This window comes from Enterococcus sp. AZ080 (genome assembly GCF_051714945.1).
GTDB classification, from domain to species: Bacteria; Bacillota; Bacilli; order Lactobacillales; family Enterococcaceae; genus Enterococcus_B; species Enterococcus_B pernyi.
The window spans coordinates 179269-197867 of record NZ_JBIOSV010000001.1 but is presented as its reverse complement, the minus strand read 5'-3'; the positions used below and the strand labels follow the sequence as shown (position 1 = coordinate 197867).

Here is an 18599-nt window from a genome sequence, read left to right as displayed (position 1 = left end):
CTAATTGGTATTCCAAGGGTAAACACTATATACTACTAACTAAATTTTAAAAGAAATAAGGAGTTTACAAGATGCGCGATTTAACAAAAGGAAGCCCAGCCAAACTGATTTTGCTATTTACTGTCCCTTTATTGATAGGCAATGTTTTTCAGCAGTTTTACAACATGGTCGATATGATCATCGTTGGGCAGACATTAGGGAAAAACTCACTAGCAGCTGTAGGAGCTACCGGTGGATTGACTTTCTTGATTATTGGCTTTGCTCAAGGTCTAACCGCTGGTTTAGCCATTATTACAGCACAACGATATGGTGCGAAAGACTTCCGTGGTTTGAAAAAAAGTTTTGCTACAAGTGTCATGATTAGTGTCATTGTTACTGTGATTTTAACCGTCCTTAGCTTAGTATTTATTCGTCCGATGCTCCAGTTGATGCAAACACCTGCAGATATCATCGATGAAGCACAAACATTCATCGTCATCATCCTATGGGGAATCTTTGCTGCCGTCAGCTTCAATTTATTGTCAAATGTTATTCGCGCACTTGGTGATAGTCGAACGCCTTTACTCTTTTTGATCGTTGCGGTAATTATCAATGTTGTCTTGGATTTGATCTTTATTATCAACTTCGGTATGGGAGTAGAAGGTGCTGCTATTGCAACAGTGATTGCGCAAATTGCTTCTAGTCTATTATGTATCGTCTATATCAAGAAAAAGATTCCGATGCTTCAATTACGTAAAAAAGATTTTTCGTTCGATAAACAAGAGATCCGCACACATTTAAATGTTGCTTTACCAATGGCGTTCCAATCTTCGATCATTGCGATTGGTGCAATCGTCTTGCAATCTGCATTAAACAGCTTAGGTACAGATGTCGTAGCTGCCCAAGCCGCAGCTGGTCGAATCGATCAATTTGCTGTTCAACCTATGATGTCCTTTGGGATTGCGATGGCGACTTTTGCAGCACAAAACTATGGAGCGAAACAATATGGACGTATCTTAAAAGGCGTTCGTCAAACATTAGTCATGAGTATTGGCTTTAGTTTCTTAGCCGGAGCAATTGTTATTTTCCTTGGCCGACCATTGGTGAGCTTGTTTGTCAGCCCAAATGAAACTGTCGTTTTTGATTTGGCGCAAACGTATTTCAACATCAACGGCTCCCTTTACTGGATCTTAGCTATCCTATTTATCTTACGTTACACTTTACAAGGGCTTGGTCAAAGTAAAGTACCGACGATTGCAGGGATGATGGAGCTGATCATGCGTTCTTTCGCTGCGATCATTCTGACTGGGATCTGGGGCTATCCAGGTGCTGCTCTTGCTTCACCACTTGCTTGGGCTGGTTCTGTCATTGTCTTGCTCTACTCTTATATCCGCGCTGTGAAACATTTGAAACAGTTAGATGCCGAACAACAGCAATTTTCAATTGAAGATGCTGAAATCAGTTATTAGATTCAAAAAAAGTGTTCCTCCTATATTATGGGAAGAACACTTTTTTTTATGGATTCGTTGGTAAAATCACCAAGCTGAAATAGTCGATATGTGCATGATCATATTCTAAAACGGTGAATTGAAATTGATCGATCGTAATCACTGTACCTGCCTCGATATCTTTTTGATAGCTCGACATAAAACCAGCCAGAGTGATGAAATTTGTTTCTTCAAATTCTGGCACATCTTCATTGAAGTAGCGTTCAAAATCATCAAGCGTCAACTTACCTGAAACAATATAGCTACCATCTTCTTGTTTCGCAATCAACGCTTGATCCACATCTGTTTCATCTCGAATCTCACCGACGATCTCTTCTAAAATATCTTCGATCGTGACAAGTCCACTTGTCCCACCATATTCATCCTTTAAGATCGCTATATGTTTTCCTTTTCTTCGCATGATCGTCAATAGTTTTTTGATGGGGATAGTTTCTGCTGTCACGATTGGTTCTTCAATCAGAGACTCCACCGTTATCTGGTCATCTTCTAAAGATTGTTTGATCAACGCAGGTAATGTCACGTATCCTAACACATTATCTTTGGATTCCAGTATGACAGGATATCTCGTATGCCCGCGTTCAATCGATTCCTTGATGGCTTGTTTGACTGTATCTGACGCATCAAAAACTTGCATCGATGTCCGATCTACTTGAATGTCTTTTGCCAGCGTGTCATCAAATTCAAAGACATTTTCTAAGTACTGGTATTCATCCTTTGTCAACTCGCCTTGCTGGTAAGAATTGAGGGCAACTAAAGTCAATTCTTCTTGCGAGAGTGTCTCTTCACCTTCTGATACTAGTTTCACGCCTAGCAATTTACCTAAGCTTGCTGCCGAATGATTCAATACCCAGATGAAAGGAAACATCGCCAGATAAAAATAATGCAAGGGTCTGACTACGAATAACACCACTTGTTCCGTATTGACGATACTATAACTTTTCGGCAAAAGTTCCCCCACCACAACGTCGACATACGTCACCAGAATGAACCCTAATGCGACAGAGATCGTTGCACTTATTCCCCGTCCGATCGGAAGTTGACCGATCCAAGGTTCCAACAATGCTGCCACAGAACCTTCGCCAACCCAACCAATGATCAAGCCTGTCAATGTGATACCCAACTGACTTGCAGATAAATAATCGTCTAAATGATGGGTCACATGAAGCGCTAGTTTAGCGTTCTTCACGTCGTCTTTTTCCAATTGCTCTAAACGGGAACGTCTGATTTTTACCAAAGCAAATTCACTCGCAACAAAAAAAGCAGTGATTGCTATCATCAAAAATAATATGACAAAATTTAATACCATTTGTTTCGCCTCACTTTTCCATTTCAATTGTACAACTTTTCGTAAAAAGAGTATAACTAGGAGGCTTTTGATTTCTGCTTCTCTACTAGATCACTCTAAATAATGGGAGGATTTATTCACTTGTATCACTAGCATTCAACAGCTATTCAATAACAAGAAAATTTATAAATTAAGGTTTAAAATGTGCGCATGTGCTATGCTATTACGTGACAGTACAGTTTAATGACGGTGGCTATCCTTCGAAAGCGAGGTGGTGCGTATGCACATCCTTTCTAAATCTTACGAAAGGAGACGCCTTTTGTCGGCACTCGATACAGTCCAATTGATGCTCAGCTTTGGTATGTTTACCATCACTCTGGTCACATTGGTTGTAGCATTGCTTAGCGACGACAAAAAGAAATAACCGTCCTCGGCCTAGGACGGTTATTTTGTAAAAAATAACTTGAAATATGCCGCTGTTAATTAAGCGGTACTGTCAAAGGGGAGTTGTTGACGCAACTCCTCTTTTCAGATTTAGTATAGCATAAACTAATTTTTTATCTACTTATTTTTTCGTTCTTTCAACCACGTTTTTCTTGTTCCACCAATCAGCAAAGGTACTGTTTCATGTTTGACTTCACTGTATTCTAAACCAAACCATGTTTCTGGCGTCGTAGCGATTTTCTTGATGGCAAGTTTGGCTTGCATGATTTGTCGTTCCCATTTCCCAAGAGTTGTTACATTGGAAACTACTTCGTCGATCAAGATGAATTGGAAATCGCCGACTTCTCTTCCTGGAGTCAATGAATACGTCTGTGGTTGTTTTGGTAGACGTCCTTGTTTCATTAAATCGTGGATGATTTGTCGAACGTAGACATTGATTTCTTGTTGCACGCGGAATCCTAAGAACAGGTTCACTTGAACAACGAAATCGGTCCCCATCATATCCACTTGATATTCTTTCGTATAAGGTTCATCGGTTACTTCTACATGGACAAACCAATAGGCCTTCGCCCGCTTTGGTCGTTTATCTAAAATAGAATACACGAACTGACGACCGACCTTCCCATCTGCCATATCTGGCACTAAGAAAACCACATTTGTTTGATACATTGGTAAGGATTTGTCCTCTTTCAATGCTTGAAGTTGTGGAATATATTCTTTTAATGCCACTTCTTCTGCGACCGATTCACGAATGATATTTCCTTGTTCCCAAACAAACATGACTGCTAGAATGACTAAAGCAATCAGCACAGCGACAAAACCGCCATGGAAGAACTTCACGATACTTGAAATAAAGAAGACGACTTCGATTGCCCCAAAGAAAAAGGTAATTGTATGAGCCAACCACTTCGGATAGCCAGTTTGGAGCAAATAGAAATAAAGTAAGGCAGTCGTCATCAACATCGTTACGGTAATGGACAGCCCGTACGCAGCTTCCATATGATGTGAGGTTCTGAAGGTCACGACAACCAGTGAACAAGCAATCCATAGAATCAAATTCACTGCCGGAATATACATCTGTCCGATACTGCTTCCAGGATACATGATTTTCAATCGAGGCAATAATTTCAATTTGATTGCTTCTGAAACTAGAGTAAATGATCCAGTAATTAGCGCTTGCGAAGCGATAACAGCCGCAATCGTTGCAAATATGACCCCAATGACAGTAAAACTAGCCGGCATCATTTGGAAAAATGGATTCAAGTTTTCGATCGCCTGTGTTTCTGTATTTTGATAGACATTCAACAGCCATGCTGCCTGCCCAAAATAATTCAATACCAAACATACTTTAACGTATGGCCAGCTTAAACGGATGTTTCGTTTTCCGACATGTCCTAAGTCAGAATAAAGCGCCTCTGCCCCAGTAGTTGCCAAAAAGATATTTCCTAGAATGAATAAACCTAGCTTATTATCAGGACTAAATAGCAACTGGATCGCATAATAAGGATTTAAGGCACGGATTACTGTCCAGTCTTGACTGAAATTAAACAAGCCCATCGCGCCTAAAAAGGTGAACCATAAAAACATAATCGGGCCAAATGCTTTCCCGACGACTTCTGTACCAAATCGTTGGACCATGAATAAAACAAAAATAATAACTAAAGTAATAATGACGATGATGTTCTGGTCATTGCCGAAACGGTCAAAGAATTGTGGAATCCCACGTAATCCTTCAATAGCGGTCGTAACCGTTACAGCAGGTGTCAGTACGCCATCTGCTAACAATGCTGCGCCACCGATCATTGCAGGTATGATCAGATATTTACCGCCTTTTCTAACCAAAGTATATAAAGAAAAGATACCACCTTCCCCATGGTTATCTGCATTTAATGCAATCACGACATATTTGATCGTCGTTAATAATGTCAAAGTCCAAAAAATCAAGGAGACTGCTCCGATAACAAAATCTGGGTTGATCCCTCGCAAGCCGCCATTGTCTTCTACGATTGCTTTCATTACATAAAGCGGACTCGTACCGATATCTCCATAAACAACTCCCATGGCTACGAGTAACCCTGCCATCGAGATTTTTTTTGTGTTATGCTTTGTTGTCACTGTTCCCCCTCATTTCTCCAATCCTATGATTGACCTAAATTTCACCTAATTATCCAAGGATTCAACCTTGGTGTCAATAAATTCGATAAAAATAACTAAGTCAACGATGCCTTCTTAAATAATCAGCAGTAAATGAGTAGAGAGCTAAACAAACGAGTGCCCCGATCAAGGATGGGATAAGATAAAAGCCACTGATCGACGGACCTAGATCGCCTAACACAAATTCACCTAACCAACTTCCAAAGAAACCAATGATAATATTTCCAGTGACGCCTCCTGGTACATCTTCATTAAGAACAGCTCCAGCAACGAATCCTAATATGCCACCTACTATCAATGAGAATAAAAAATGGATCATTTCCATTCCTCCTTTTGCACTTTAAATAACTAAGTGTTTTTTAAGAAAATTTAAATTGACCCTTTATGTCTTTTCTTTATCGATTTTAAAAAATAAGCGTACTACTTTTGAAAATATAAAATTATTTTCGTAGTAGTACGCTTATTAAAAAACTTTTATCTTAAAACGATGGAATTACTTCTTGTCCTCTTCGTTCAACATTGCTTTTCTTGAAAGATTCACACGACCTTGTTTGTCGATCTCTGTCACTTTCACCAACACTTCATCGCCTAGTTTCACAACGTCTTCTACATTGTTTACACGTTCATTCGCTAATTGAGAAATATGGACTAAGCCGTCTTTCCCTTTGATCAAGTTGACAAATGCACCGAATTTTTCGATACGAACAACTTTACCAAGGTAGACTTCGCCAACTTTGACTTCTTTTGTCAAATCTTCGATGATCTTGATTGCTTTTTGGATCATTTCTTTATCAGAAGAAGCAATACTTACTTTACCGTCTTGATCGATATCGATCTTCACGCCTGTTTCATCAATGATTCCATTGATCGTATCGCCACCTTTACCGATGACATCTTTGATTTTCGCAGGATCGATTTGGATCATTTCGATTTTCGGTGCATATTGGCTAAGCTCTTCACGTGGTGTAGCAATCGTTGAAGTCAATTCTTCTAAGATTTCCATACGTGCTTGTTTTGCTTGTGCCAATGCTTCTTTTAAGATTTGTTCCGTGATACCTTGGATCTTGATATCCATTTGTAGTGCTGTGATTCCATCTTTTGTTCCGGCAACTTTGAAGTCCATGTCGCCTAAATGGTCTTCTAGACCTTGGATGTCTGTTAAAATCGTGTAGTTTTCACCATCAGATACTAATCCCATAGCAATACCAGCAACAGGTGCTTTGATTGGCACACCTGCGTCCATCAATGCTAAAGTACCTGCACAGATACTTGCTTGAGAAGATGAACCATTCGATTCAAGTACTTCTGCCACTAGACGGATCGTGTAAGGAAACTCTTCTTCTGAAGGAATCACTTGTGCCAATGCACGTTCACCTAATGCACCATGACCGATTTCTCGACGACCTGGTGATCCGGCACGACCAGTTGAACCCACAGAAAATTGTGGGAAGTTATAGTGATGGATGAATCGTTTGCTGACTTCTACACCTAAGCCATCAATGATTTGGTGTTCCCCTAAAGGTGCCAATGTACATGATGATAGTGCTTGTGTTTGTCCACGAGTAAATAATCCAGAACCATGAACACGTGGCAACAAGCCAACTTCTGATGCTAAAGGACGGATCTCATCTAATTTACGACCATCAGGACGGATTTTGTCAATCGTGATCAACTCACGAACGACGTCTTTTTCAAGATCTTCCGTAATTTGTTTCACTTCTTTTAGTAATTGTGCTTCCTCTTCATGACCCGCAAATTTCTCTGCATAAGCTTCGCGAATATCGATTTTCACTTGGTCGATATTATCTTCACGAGCTAATTTTTCTTCTGTCATGACCGCTTCTTTCATCGTGCCATACGATGCATCAAAAATTTCTTTTTTCAAGTCAGCATCGACTTGTAATAAAGAAACTTCCATTTTTTCTTTGCCGACAGCTTGAACGATTTCTTCTTGGAATGCGACTAATTTTTTGATTGCGTCAAATCCAAATAATAATGCGCCCAACATATCTTCTTCTGAAACTTCTTTTGCGCCACTTTCAACCATGTTGATTGCTTGTTTTGTACCAGCTACGCTTAATTCGATATCGGTAGTCTCTGCTTGTTCAACTGTTGGGTTCAAGACATATTCGCCATTGACACGGCCAACTTCAACACCTGCGATCGGTCCATCGAATGGGATATCTGAAATCGATAAAGCTAGTGAAGAACCTAACATTGCTGCCATTGCTGGAGAACAATCTGTTTCTACACTCATCACGATATTTGTGACTTGGACTTCATTACGGAAACCTTCCGCAAACATTGGACGGATCGGACGGTCGATCAAACGAGCAGTCAAGGTTGCTTCCGTACTTGGACGACCTTCACGTTTGATAAATCCTCCTGGGATCTTACCAGCTGCATACATTTTTTCTTCATAATTGATCGTCAATGGGAAGAAATCTGTATCTTTCGCTTCTTTTGAAGCAACTGCCGCACTTAATACGACCGTATCCCCATAACGAACTAATACTGCTCCATTGGCTTGTTTGGCTAATTGGCCAACTTCGATCTCTAAGGGACGTCCGCCCCATGTCGTTTTAAAAACTTGTTTTTCTGACATAAATACTCCTTTTCTTTCTCGTGAACGCTAGACGCTACTAAACAAATGAAAACCGCGAAAGCGACCTTTTGCACCTTTCATTTGGTTAGTAGGAGTCCATCAAGCTGATTCACAGAAATGTTTGATAGTTTAAAGTAAAAAAGTGAGATTCACGCGAACCCCACTTTCTGTTAAAAATTAACGGCGTAAGCCTAGACGTTGGATCAATTCACGGTAACGTTGAACGTCAGTTTTACGTAAGTAAGCTAACAAGTTACGACGATGACCAACTTTTTTCATCAAACCACGGTATGAATGATGATCTTTTTTGTGAACACGTGCATGTTCGTTCAAGTGGTTGATTTCTTCAGTTAATACAGCGATTTGTACTTCTGGAGAACCAGTATCTCCTTCATGACGTGCGTAATCTTTGATGATTTCGTTTTTACGTTCTTTTGAAATTGCCATTTCTTTCACCTCGTTTAATTATTCCCCTGTGACTGAGTAAAACGTTGGTGATTCGTTTAACCAAGTAACAGGACATATGCTTTAAACATACAGCTATATTTTACCTGAATCTTTCTAATAAATCAAGTGTAGAATCCTTAAGAAAATCTAGTTGATTAAACAATCAGGCTACTACTTTTTCAAATTTATGGTAAACTATTAACCGAAAAGAGAGTGTTTGATAAGAAAGGGGTACATATTCCATGATCACAATGGATGATATTATTCGAGAAGGCAATCCAACATTACGTGAAGTAGCGCAAGAAGTCGCTCTTCCACTCAGTGAGGAAGATCTTTTATTAGGAGAAGAAATGTTGGAATTTCTTAAAAATAGCCAAGATCCAATCAAAGCAGAAGAATTAAATTTACGTGGTGGTGTCGGCCTAGCTGCGCCCCAGCTTGATATTTCAAAACGGATCATTGCGGTCCACGTACCAAATCCAGATCCAGAAAGCACAGAACCAACGTTGAGTACGGTCATGTATAACCCAAAAATCTTGAGCCATTCCGTCCAGAATGCTTGCTTAGGCGAAGGTGAAGGCTGTTTATCAGTCGATCGTGAAGTTCCTGGGTATGTTGTGCGCCATGCAAAAATCACGCTTTCGTATTATGACAAAAACGGTGAGAAACAAAAAATCCGTTTAAAAAATTATGAATCCATCGTGGTGCAACATGAAATTGACCATATCAATGGCGTAATGTTCTATGACCATATCAACGACCAAAATCCTTTTGCCTTAAAAGAAGGCGTCTTGGTGATCGAGTAATAATGGAGAATCACAAAAATGAACAGAGAGTGGCAGTTGCATCTGCTTTTCTCTGTTCATTTTTTCTACCGTAGAAAATCATCTTAGCCTTGTTCCATCATTTTTAAGAAATGGAGAAACGGAGACACTTGTTCCTTGTATCGAATACTCTTACATCTTCTTTTAAAGTTAAAAAGCTTAGCGAATCAACGTTCCGACATTTTTTTATGTTGGTATGTTGTTTTCTGGTGCATCCCGAGATTCTTTCCAAATCTAGTTTGCCGAAAATCAGTTAACGATGTAGCCATCCTAACTTTTTCTGAATTGATTTGTTTGGTAGTCTCATTTTCTGCTGGAGTGCTTCTCCCTTTTTCAAATAGATTATTGAACCGAGTCACAATACTACTAAAGCAATGGGTTTTACTTTTAGCTTCCTCTCTAGTGTTCGTGCTTCGATCATTCATCCCCACCACTTTTATTTGATACGATTGACTTTTTCTTTGAATTGATTGATCGGTAGCTTGATCAATTAATCGTTTTATTGGTTTGTGTAGTGGATCTAGCCTCACTTCGCCTCTGATATCAGGTGCTATTCTTCCAAATAGTGTACTTACATTTTTGTACAGCTTCAACTCATCTAAGGATTCTTCTATTACACTTTCCTTGTTTTGTGAAGTTTCTTTTCCAAATAAGCTGCTTTTGAAACTATCTAATTCATTTTTTTGTTCATTTGAACGCATTTTGGCAACTACAACTTGACCTTTTTTTACTACCGTGGTTAATTGGGTAACGACCCTCTTGAAATCTTTAAGGTTATCAGTGACTACTACTTTAGCTTTTTGTGGTTCGATCTGATCTAGCGAAGTGAATGTCCGTTCACATTTCTTGGTCTCTTCGTTTAACGGTAGAAGTACATCGATAGTTGCTTTTTTGGTCACCCCTATATGTAGATCCTCTATAGGAAAGTGTTCATTTTTGATAACTGATTTTGGCACACGATTTGCCCATAATTCCGGATCACGCTCCCATGGTGCAACTGCTCTTTGCCCATTTTCCCAAAAAACAAGTCTACCTTGCAGTTGGTTTCTTTGAAGATACAAGACTCGCAGCGCATGATCGAACACCTCATTTCTAAAACCGTCAATTGTTTGATCCATTTGATAGGGAGGCGAATCTAATGGTACCCATAGCTCAACATCTTCTCTTTTTTTTACAGCTTCAATCAGGATCAATTCAGAACGGTGGATCAAGGGATTTTGGCTCCCCGCATCTACAATCTCTTCAAAGACTTGATTAGTATATTCTATTGTTTGTGTATACTCTTGCCTCTCTCCCAATGATTGGATTGGATAAACAGCGTTTGTGTTCAAATCTATGCTATCTCTCATTACTTGAATGATTTCTTTAAGTAGAGGATTGTCCTGTATTGCTCTTTCTAGATCCTTGTAATTAAATGAACATTTTCTTAAGGCGTGAAAAATCATTTCTATGTAAACTTTCGAATCATGGGGGATCTTTTTTTGTCTAGGATCTAAATGATCCAACTTTTCAATTAAGCCTTTTCTATCCTGTTCGTCACCAAAAATCAATACGTGTTTTAACTTTTCGCCATTTTTTTCTATTAGAGAAATCGTTTTCTGCGGGTCGTGAAGCAATCCAGGTTCGCTCAGTATCTGCTCAATCTTTGTTTCTTTTGATACTTTGCGTTGGTGTAATTCCTCTTGTACTTCCTGTTCTTTCTTTTCTAAGGTAGCTATCATTCGTTGGGTCATTTCCTTAGCTATCGGAACCTGGATAAATGGTAAACGACCATTAATTATGTTGGTTATATACTTTTGTTCATCAAGATATTCTATTAAATCAGCAGAAGAAATCTCTGCAAGCTTACTCGTAGAATGAATGCCCAGTGACTCAATGATATTACTGGATTTTTCTTGGATCAGGTTCTCATCTATAGTTGGAAGTTGTCCAGGATGATTGAATATTGCTGAAATATAAGGATCTTCCTTAAAAAGAAAGTGGATTTGTGGATGCCATCGACGCTCTTTAGTATCAATATTTTCTAAAAATTCACTTTTGAGCTGCCCTTTTTTAAATAAATAATAAAAATATATATAATCAAGCTGCCGATTTAGCTCTGGATTCTTTCCTTTCAAAGCCATCAGAAATCGCTTACGCATTTCCAAAATTGATTCAGCATGTTCTGAATGCCATTTAGGTGTCACTTGCTCACTCGTATCTAAAGAAAAGATATCTTTCCTACAATGAAATAAAATTGTTTTTAGCGCAGCATCAACCTCGTTAACTGAACAATTTCCAGTCTTTTGTCCCTTCATGACGATGGTTGGTATACCGATCGATTCGTTTTGGGTTGAAAGAGCTGCTAACCTTTTCAATACAAAATATGGTTTGCGAACTTCATGAAATCGCTCTGTAAGAAACAGTTCACTTAGTTCCGCAATATTTGTCGGAGGAATTTCAAAATAAGAAACCGTTTGATCATCGAAGTACCTCTCTTTATCCACCTTCATCACTACAAAAGAATTATTTTTTTTATAAACGGTCAATCCACATGTATGAGGTGAAACTTGTCCATGCTCTCCTGGATAAAAAGAAGAAGGTATCAACATGAAATCTGTTGAATCATTATTTCTCAATTTTTCAAAAATCATTTGAACTTGTTCTTTTTTCTCAAAATCATAAAAATCTTTGGTCCGTTTTAGCGATTCAATGATATTTTCTTTTTGGCTTTTTTTTATAAAAAATTCGTCTTGATCGTCATGAATCATTTGGATATACGTTGAGAATAATAATTGATAATCTTTATTTAAACCAAAATGATTGATATTTTCTTGTAGTGATAAAGACAAAGCTAATAAATCCAACTTTTTTCTAAAGTCATTCGTTAAGTCAGTTGTTGTTTGATTTAACATCGTTGACCTCCATATAATTATTATTTTTTACTCTTTCGTTTTCAAATACGTATTTTTTCTCAGTCAGCGCAAACGCTCCTTGACACGTAACGTTTGCTTGCTTTGTGATTGACTGTTCGTCTTTGCATATGTTTTCAATTGTTTAAATTCTTTTTTCTCAGTAAGCATAGACACTTCTGGTTGTGCCAGGCTCTTTGACTTAGGCTGATAGGTCGCCCAAAACTCCGGATCAGACTCCCAAGGTGGAGAAACAAATTTTTTCTTTTCAATAAAAACGACTCGCTGCTTGAACCGCTCCCAGTTTCGATATAGATAGCGTAGTTCACTTCCAGTAATGCCGGGGACTTTTTTTACTACTCTTAAATCACAAAGTTCGTCTAATAGAAAGACTACTGTTACATGTTGAGACAACAAAGTAAGTTCTAGCCCGATTTTACAGCCTTTTTTTATGAAGTGTTGTTTGATCTCTGGACGATCAAATTGGGTATAATCTTTTGAAATGACCTCTTTAAAGATGTTTTTCAATTGAAATTTTTCAATCGTTTGTGTGACATGATAATATGTTTCCCACAATGGTAAATAGCGTTCCTTTTCGGGGAGGTAATCAATCCAATGACTAAAAAATTCTTCTCTACTTTTTTCTGTAGGACAATGTTTTATATATTCAAAAGTACTGTTCATTAAAATATCATTATACTTATCGATATTAACATCATTTGTGTCCTTATATTGGAAATGCTTTAACAAAACTTGATCTTCATATTTAAAGTGGATACGTGCTACCCATAATCCGTAGATTAGAAGATGTCTCTCTGACGGGAAAATAGCCGCTGATTTTCTCAAATCATTTTCCACACAATTTCTCCATAATCTAGCATTTCTTTCCCAAGGAGCTGCGACGATTTGTCCATTCTCCCAAAAGACAATTGTCGCTTTGAGTTTGTCTTTTTCATGATATAAACTGCGTAACGTAAAATCTGTATATCTGTTTTGCTTCCCTTGGATCGTTGCTGCAAAATTCCCACCATAAGAATCTAAAGATATCCAGATGACAAGATCACTTCGATTTTTCGCAACTTCAATCATTAATAATTCTGTGTTTTTTAACAATTGTATTCGTATACTATAAGCCAAAGTATCTTTCATTGAATGATTGGCAAATTGTCCTGTTTCCTTGTATTGTTGATACTCTTCAAGAAACGGCTCCGAGTAGATCCTGTGCAATTGAAACCTTGGGTCCTCCATCATGATGGCTTGAATATCTTCCCAGAGTGGGTATTTGCTGCCTGCTTTTATTTGGTCAATCAACTCTTTGGGTTGAAGAGAGAAATTCTCAAAAGGTTGTTGAATGAGATAGTCGACTAACTCTTCCATATAAACCAATGGGTCATATGGATTTGTTTTTTTCCTGAGTTCTCTATCATTCAACTGTTGTTCCAAAGTGCTTTCAGCTGCTCCAAAGCAAAGAATTGTTTTTTGATTTGTTCCTCGAAGCATTTTTCTCCCTCTTTCAATAAAAGTATTTGTAGCATTTCTGTTCATTATAGTTAAAGTTTTGCCATAGCATAAATCAATTATTTTATAAATAAAGAAAAAATGAGATTGAGATAGAAGTAAAAACACTCCTATCTCAATCTCATAAAGTAAATTATTGATTCCCTTCGAACAAGATGCCTGCTTCTGCCAAGCCTTGTTTGATTTGTTGCAATACTTCCTTATGTGAGTAACGGATCGTATGCAGATGGATCCCATCCGTTAATTCAGACAATAACGAAGCCTGACTTTTCCGATAACGTTTCATAAATGAACGAATATCTTCTGCTGTCTTGATATGAAGCATTCCTGTCAGTTCGCCGTACAAGGGATGCTCAACGATGACGTCTAGTATCTCGCCACCATGAGCAACGATCAACTGTAGTTCTTCCTCTGTTTGTTCTCTCTGATGTTGTACCGCAATTTTACTGATGAACCCATTTTTGTCTTGTTCATCTTCCAAAAGATATCCTCTGGCCGTCGCCACGATCGCTTCTCCTGCCGCTCGTAGCAACGCAATGTCTCCTACAATGATTTGGCGGCTGACACCAAAACGAGTAGCAAACTTACTGGCACTGACAGGTTTCTCTGCATCAACTAGCGTTTCAATAATTTCTTTTCGGCGAGTTTCTCCTTCAATCATTTATCTACTCCATTCGTTTCTTTTGATAGTTTCGTGAGTGCTTCATGATATCTGCATAAGTAGCTAAGATCGTCTCACTGTATTCTGGTGTTTTCAACCAACTGGCAACTTTATCCAACACTTGTTGTTCTCTTTTTCCATCGTAAACCGCTTGGTTAGTGGCTCGTTTGACATCACCGATCTTCGTGACGGTAGCCATTCTTTTTTCAAGTAGTTCTACTAATTGGTGATCGATTTGATCAATCGATTGTCTCAACTCTTCCAATGACTCTTCAGGCATTGGTTCATCGATGCGTTTGATGATCCGTGCCGGATTCCCTGCGATCACTACATTATCTGGGAACGATTTGGTCACGACTGCTCCCGCCCCGACCACGACATTGTCTCCTAAAGTCACTCCAGGAGTGATGATCACTCCACCACCTAGCCACACATTATTGCCGATTTCGATTGGTTTAGCAAATTCTAACCCACTATTTCGCTTCACTGGATGTAGTGGATGTGTGGCAGTATAAAGCTGAACATTAGGGGCAAACATGCAGTTATCACCAATTTTGATCGTACTGACATCTAAGAATGTACAATTAAAGTTCGCATAAAAATTCTCACCTACGTAAATATTATAGCCATAATCAAAATTGATCGTTGGTTCCATATAAATCTTCTCGCCGGTAGCACCAAATGTCTCTTTAAGTAATTGACTGCGAAGTTCACTTGTTTCCGCTTGGTTGATGATCTGGCTTTGACTTCGAGCAAATTTTCTATCGGCTGATAATTCTGGATCACCCGCAAAATAAAGTTCACCGGCAATCATTTTTTCTTTTTCTGTTTTAGCTGTCATTTTACACTCTCCTGTACTTTTTTGAACACCTTCGTTCCATCTGTTTGGACAAATCGGTACGCCTCTGATAGATAGACAGGGGTCTGATTGATGACTAATAGCTTCGCTTGTGGTGAGCGAAACTGGATCAAATCACAAAAAGGATGGACTTGGAAACTTGTCCCTACAATCACAATCAAGTCGGCCTGACTGACAGCAAAAGCTGCTTGCTCTAATACTTCATCCTGGAACCCTTCTCCATATAACACAATATCTGGGCGGATCTGGCCACCACACAGTTGATGCTTGTCACTGGTCAGATAATCTTGCCAGTCAACAGGTTGATGGCAGTTTCGACAATAACAATGATACAGATTCCCATGAAAATTAACTAGTTTTTTACTTCCAGCTTTTTCATGTAACCCATCGATATTTTGCGAAACGACCCATACCTCTTTTTCTTTAGCCAACTCTACGATTTCTCGATGGATGATATTCGGGCGTGCTTCGGGATGATAAAGATGTTTGAGAAACGAATAAAATTTTTGTGGTTCTTCATCCATCGCTTGATGACTCAACAAATATTCTGGACGATCCATCCCTTGGTAAACACCTGTTAGTGAACGATAATCGGGTATTCCAGAAGGTGTGGACACACCTGCCCCTGTTAGAAAGGTCAGTTTTTGACTTTCAATTATCGCTGTCGCTGCTTCTTCAATTGTTTGTTCCAACATTTATCACTCACCTCTCTTCTATTATAATCGAAATAAAATGAAACATACCCTCAATCGAATGAAAATTCAGAGATTTTTTTTGAGAAAATACTCACAAACATCACTGACAAAACAATGAAAACGTGCTACAATACCAATGATCTGTATATTTTGAGTATGAAATGAGGTGAATCAATATGGTTGCATTCTTAATTTATTGGGGCGTTATTTTAGCATGTATCGCTTGGTTAGCATTAAGTATTTATTTCTCTATCTTCTATCTAGTACGTAAAGAAAATGGAAATCTATGGGCGTTTGCCTTTTTCAATGTATTGGCAGCAATTGTTCTAGCAATTACATTAGTTGTTTATCGCACATGGGGCTGGGGGATCACACAATACTCTAGTTTGATCTATCTCGTTTTAGCTATTTATGGGGTAACAGTTATTTTACAAGCCATTCTTGGTCGTGAACCTAAGAAAGCTACAGCTTAAAATACTTTTAGATAAAAAAGGAAACAGACTGCGTGATTTTGCAGTCTGTTTTTCGTTATTTTACTATCATTTAAGCGTTGCATAAAATGTATAATTATTCTTTTTTTGAAAACATTCTCTTTTCCTTTTTTCATGAAAGAAATTAAATAAACAGGATATTTCTTTATTTATCAACTTTTTTCTGCAAAAATGTAGTTTCTCATTGACAAAGTGGCTACTCTATCGTAGACTATTTTTTGTATAAATAACTGAATACGAGATGCCTCAATCAATGAGGTAGAGGTCGCGAGAATCATTAAACCTGTGGAGTGAAGCAAACATGTGGAAGCAGGGCTAGGGAGGATCGCCGAAATGTACTTTTTTTTGCTTAAAAAGTATGTTGGGACGTAAGTTAACAGCTTACGGACTGTCTTAGCAGTGATGCTAAGTTGCGCTATGTTTTGTGAGAGGTTTATCACTCTGTGAAATTTAGCGGCCCTTTTGTACCTACAAAGCGGTCGTTTTTTATTTCTCCTTGATAAGCAACTGCAATGCATGTATTCGACCACTCGTGTCAAGGCGCTTTGGTTATCAGCCAAAGAAGCTGAGCGAACGTTGGTCTTATCAGTATATGCCTGAAGGACCACGTACGTGAACAAACAAAAAGGAGAAGACAGATGAAAAAAAATTCAGTTACACTCACTCTAATTTTTACGTTTATTCTATCGATCTTTAGCTTGACCACTTTGGCTCATGCAGATGATAAAACACCGAGCGATCAATTTCGTGTCGGAATGGAAGCTGGTTATGCGCCCTTTAACTGGTCTCAACAAACAGATGCAAACAATGCCTATCCAATTCAAGGACAAAACAGCTTTGCTGGCGGATATGATGTACAAATTGCCAAAAAGGTAGCTGAAGGTTTAGGAAAAGAACTAGTCATTGTCCAAACGAAATGGGACGGTTTACCGCCTGCCCTTCAATCTGGAAAGATCGATGCAATCATTGCCGGCATGAGTCCGACGGCAGAACGCCAAAAAGAAATCGACTTTACTGATCCATACTATGAATCAGAACTTGTGATTGTCGTACAAAAAGATGGTAAGTTTGCGAATGCGACTAGCTTAGAAGATCTTTCTGGCGCAAAAATCACTGCACAATTGAATACATTCCACTATAACGTGATCGATCAGATCCCAGGAGTGGACAAGCAACAAGCAATGGATAACTTTTCAGCCATGCGAACAGCACTAGCTTCTGGCATGATTGACGGTTATGTTAGTGAACGTCCAGAAGGGGTAACCGCCACAAGCGTCAACCCAGCCTTGAAAATGCTCGAACTAGATGAAGCAAATGGCTTTCAAACAAATCCCGAAGATGTCCAGATTGCTGTAGGGATGCGTAAAGGTGATCCTGATCTTCAACAAGTCAACCAAATATTAAGCGGTATTTCTCATGATGATCGTATTGCTATCATGGACCAAGCCATTGAAGACCAACCTGCGTCAACGGATGGAGATGCAGAAGAAACTGGCTTGCTCCATGATTTCAAGACGATTTGGGATCAATATGGCAACATGTTCTTACGTGGAGCTGGTTTGACACTATTTATCGCATTGATCGGTACAGTTGTAGGAACAACATTAGGTTTATTGATTGGCGTCTTTCGCTCAATTCCAGAATCTGATAATAAAGTGACACGCTTCTTCCAAAAAGTAGCTAATTTCTTATTATCTGTTTATATCGAAGTCTTCCGTGGTACACCAATGATGGTTCAAGCCATGGTCATCTTCTATGGATTGGCTCTAGCCTTTGGTATTTCTCTGGATCGCACGATTGCTGCGTTGTTCATCGTTTCGATCAACACTGGTGCGTATATGACTGAGATTGTACGTGGTGGGATTTTTGCAGTAGATGGCGGACAATTTGAAGCAGCCCAAGCAATCGGCATGACCCACAGTCAAACGATGCGTAAAGTAGTGATTCCGCAAGTATTGAGAAATATTTTGCCGGCTACTGGAAATGAGTTTGTCATCAATATCAAAGACACCGCCGTATTAAGTGTCATTGGTGTAGCAGATCTATTCTTCCAAGGAAACTCTGCCTCTGGTGCCAACTTCCAATTCTTCCAAACATTCACGATCGTTGGGATCATCTACTTGATCATGACCTTCACGATCACAAGAATCCTACGTGTGATTGAGAAGAAAATCGACGGACCTACTGCGTATACAAAAATTGAAGAAGTCAACAACGCGAACCTACAGGAATAAGGAG

At 38.9% G+C, this 18599-nt stretch carries 15 protein-coding genes and 1 riboswitch; of the genes, 5 read left to right on the top strand and 10 right to left on the bottom strand.

Annotated features, from left to right (window positions below; all coding sequences use genetic code 11):
- The first annotated feature begins 71 nt into the window (after positions 1-71).
- Entirely contained in the window at positions 72-1448 is a 1377-nt protein-coding gene (locus IGK01_RS00945) for an MATE family efflux transporter (protein ID WP_010734370.1), read from the top strand.
- Positions 1449-1494: 46 nt separating this feature from the next.
- On the opposite strand, the gene IGK01_RS00940 is transcribed toward IGK01_RS00945, so the two are convergent.
- Positions 1495-2793, bottom strand: a complete 1299-nt coding sequence (locus tag IGK01_RS00940; RefSeq protein WP_010734371.1) for a hemolysin family protein — start codon at positions 2791-2793, stop codon at positions 1495-1497.
- Positions 2794-3052: 259 nt separating this feature from the next.
- Between IGK01_RS00940 and pepG1 the strand changes: the two genes are divergently transcribed.
- Positions 3053-3196, top strand: coding sequence for a type I toxin-antitoxin system toxin PepG1 (gene pepG1 / locus IGK01_RS00935; protein WP_077151249.1), 144 nt, complete (start codon positions 3053-3055; stop codon positions 3194-3196).
- 137 nt (positions 3197-3333) lie between these two features.
- Here pepG1 and IGK01_RS00930 read toward each other — a convergent pair whose 3' ends face one another.
- The 4 genes from IGK01_RS00930 to rpsO all read right to left on the bottom strand — a co-directional run bounded on the left by IGK01_RS00930 (position 3334) and on the right by rpsO (position 8422).
- A complete protein-coding gene (locus IGK01_RS00930) occupies positions 3334-5331 on the bottom strand; it encodes a KUP/HAK/KT family potassium transporter (protein ID WP_062805860.1) in 1998 nt (665 codons plus the stop codon).
- Between the two features lie 100 nt (positions 5332-5431).
- A complete protein-coding gene (locus tag IGK01_RS00925) occupies positions 5432-5689 on the bottom strand; it encodes a GlsB/YeaQ/YmgE family stress response membrane protein (RefSeq protein ID WP_010734373.1) in 258 nt (85 codons plus the stop codon).
- Between the two features lie 174 nt (positions 5690-5863).
- Entirely contained in the window at positions 5864-7975 is a 2112-nt protein-coding gene (gene pnp / locus IGK01_RS00920; protein WP_023518942.1) for a polyribonucleotide nucleotidyltransferase, read from the bottom strand.
- Positions 7976-8152: 177 nt separating this feature from the next.
- Entirely contained in the window at positions 8153-8422 is a 270-nt protein-coding gene (gene rpsO, locus IGK01_RS00915) for a 30S ribosomal protein S15 (protein WP_010734375.1), read from the bottom strand.
- Positions 8423-8664: 242 nt separating this feature from the next.
- Here rpsO and def point away from each other — a divergent pair, with 242 nt between their 5' ends.
- Positions 8665-9228 (top strand): peptide deformylase, encoded by a 564-nt coding sequence (def, locus tag IGK01_RS00910; protein WP_153829968.1) that lies wholly within the window; start codon positions 8665-8667, stop codon positions 9226-9228.
- Positions 9229-9413: 185 nt separating this feature from the next.
- On the opposite strand, the gene IGK01_RS00905 is transcribed toward def, so the two are convergent.
- From IGK01_RS00905 to IGK01_RS00885, 5 genes are all read right to left on the bottom strand, one after another.
- On the bottom strand, positions 9414-12140 hold the full coding sequence (locus IGK01_RS00905; protein ID WP_438840435.1) for a hypothetical protein: 2727 nt from the start codon (positions 12138-12140) through the stop codon (positions 9414-9416).
- Positions 12141-12203: 63 nt separating this feature from the next.
- Entirely contained in the window at positions 12204-13892 is a 1689-nt protein-coding gene (locus IGK01_RS00900; RefSeq protein ID WP_438840434.1) for a hypothetical protein, read from the bottom strand.
- The gene (locus IGK01_RS00895) at positions 13789-14316 is read right to left on the bottom strand and encodes a transcription repressor NadR (RefSeq protein WP_010734380.1); all 528 of its coding nucleotides are present in this window, start codon (positions 14314-14316) and stop codon (positions 13789-13791) included. Before IGK01_RS00895 ends, IGK01_RS00900 begins: the two co-directional genes overlap by 104 nt.
- 4 nt (positions 14317-14320) lie before the next feature.
- Entirely contained in the window at positions 14321-15157 is an 837-nt protein-coding gene (locus IGK01_RS00890) for a chorismate mutase (protein WP_010734381.1), read from the bottom strand.
- Positions 15154-15870 carry an NAD-dependent protein deacylase gene (locus tag IGK01_RS00885; protein ID WP_023518937.1) on the bottom strand — a complete coding sequence of 239 codons (717 nt, stop codon included), beginning with the start codon at positions 15868-15870 and terminating at the stop codon, positions 15154-15156. The genes IGK01_RS00890 and IGK01_RS00885 overlap by 4 nt, the downstream gene beginning before the upstream one ends.
- Positions 15871-16046: 176 nt before the next feature.
- On the opposite strand from IGK01_RS00885, the gene IGK01_RS00880 reads away from it, so the two are divergent.
- Both IGK01_RS00880 and IGK01_RS00875 read left to right on the top strand, forming a co-directional pair.
- Positions 16047-16343, top strand: coding sequence for a hypothetical protein (locus IGK01_RS00880; RefSeq protein WP_010734383.1), 297 nt, complete (start codon positions 16047-16049; stop codon positions 16341-16343).
- Between the two features lie 269 nt (positions 16344-16612).
- Positions 16613-16787, top strand: a riboswitch (Lysine riboswitch).
- 212 nt (positions 16788-16999) lie between these two features.
- Positions 17000-18595: an ABC transporter permease subunit gene (locus tag IGK01_RS00875; protein WP_010734384.1), complete on the top strand. Its 1596-nt coding sequence runs from the start codon at positions 17000-17002 to the stop codon at positions 18593-18595.
- Positions 18596-18599 lie beyond the last annotated feature (4 nt).

Excerpts from the sequence above, each read along its gene's own strand:
- IGK01_RS00945 (WP_010734370.1), top strand. The coding sequence starts at position 72 with ATGCGCGATTTAACAAAAGGAAGCCCAGCCAAACTGATTTTGCTATTT.
- IGK01_RS00940 (WP_010734371.1), bottom strand. The coding sequence starts at position 2,793 with ATGGTATTAAATTTTGTCATATTATTTTTGATGATAGCAATCACTGCT.
- pepG1 (WP_077151249.1), top strand. The coding sequence starts at position 3,053 with ATGCACATCCTTTCTAAATCTTACGAAAGGAGACGCCTTTTGTCGGCA.
- IGK01_RS00925 (WP_010734373.1), bottom strand. The coding sequence starts at position 5,689 with ATGATCCATTTTTTATTCTCATTGATAGTAGGTGGCATATTAGGATTC.
- pnp (WP_023518942.1), bottom strand. The coding sequence starts at position 7,975 with ATGTCAGAAAAACAAGTTTTTAAAACGACATGGGGCGGACGTCCCTTA.
- rpsO (WP_010734375.1), bottom strand. The coding sequence starts at position 8,422 with ATGGCAATTTCAAAAGAACGTAAAAACGAAATCATCAAAGATTACGCA.
- def (WP_153829968.1), top strand. The coding sequence starts at position 8,665 with ATGATCACAATGGATGATATTATTCGAGAAGGCAATCCAACATTACGT.
- IGK01_RS00905 (WP_438840435.1), bottom strand. The coding sequence starts at position 12,140 with ATGTTAAATCAAACAACAACTGACTTAACGAATGACTTTAGAAAAAAG.
- IGK01_RS00900 (WP_438840434.1), bottom strand. The coding sequence starts at position 13,892 with ATGGGATCCATCTGCATACGATCCGTTACTCACATAAGGAAGTATTGC.
- IGK01_RS00895 (WP_010734380.1), bottom strand. The coding sequence starts at position 14,316 with ATGATTGAAGGAGAAACTCGCCGAAAAGAAATTATTGAAACGCTAGTT.
- IGK01_RS00890 (WP_010734381.1), bottom strand. The coding sequence starts at position 15,157 with ATGACAGCTAAAACAGAAAAAGAAAAAATGATTGCCGGTGAACTTTAT.
- IGK01_RS00885 (WP_023518937.1), bottom strand. The coding sequence starts at position 15,870 with ATGTTGGAACAAACAATTGAAGAAGCAGCGACAGCGATAATTGAAAGT.
- IGK01_RS00880 (WP_010734383.1), top strand. The coding sequence starts at position 16,047 with ATGGTTGCATTCTTAATTTATTGGGGCGTTATTTTAGCATGTATCGCT.
- IGK01_RS00875 (WP_010734384.1), top strand. The coding sequence starts at position 17,000 with ATGAAAAAAAATTCAGTTACACTCACTCTAATTTTTACGTTTATTCTA.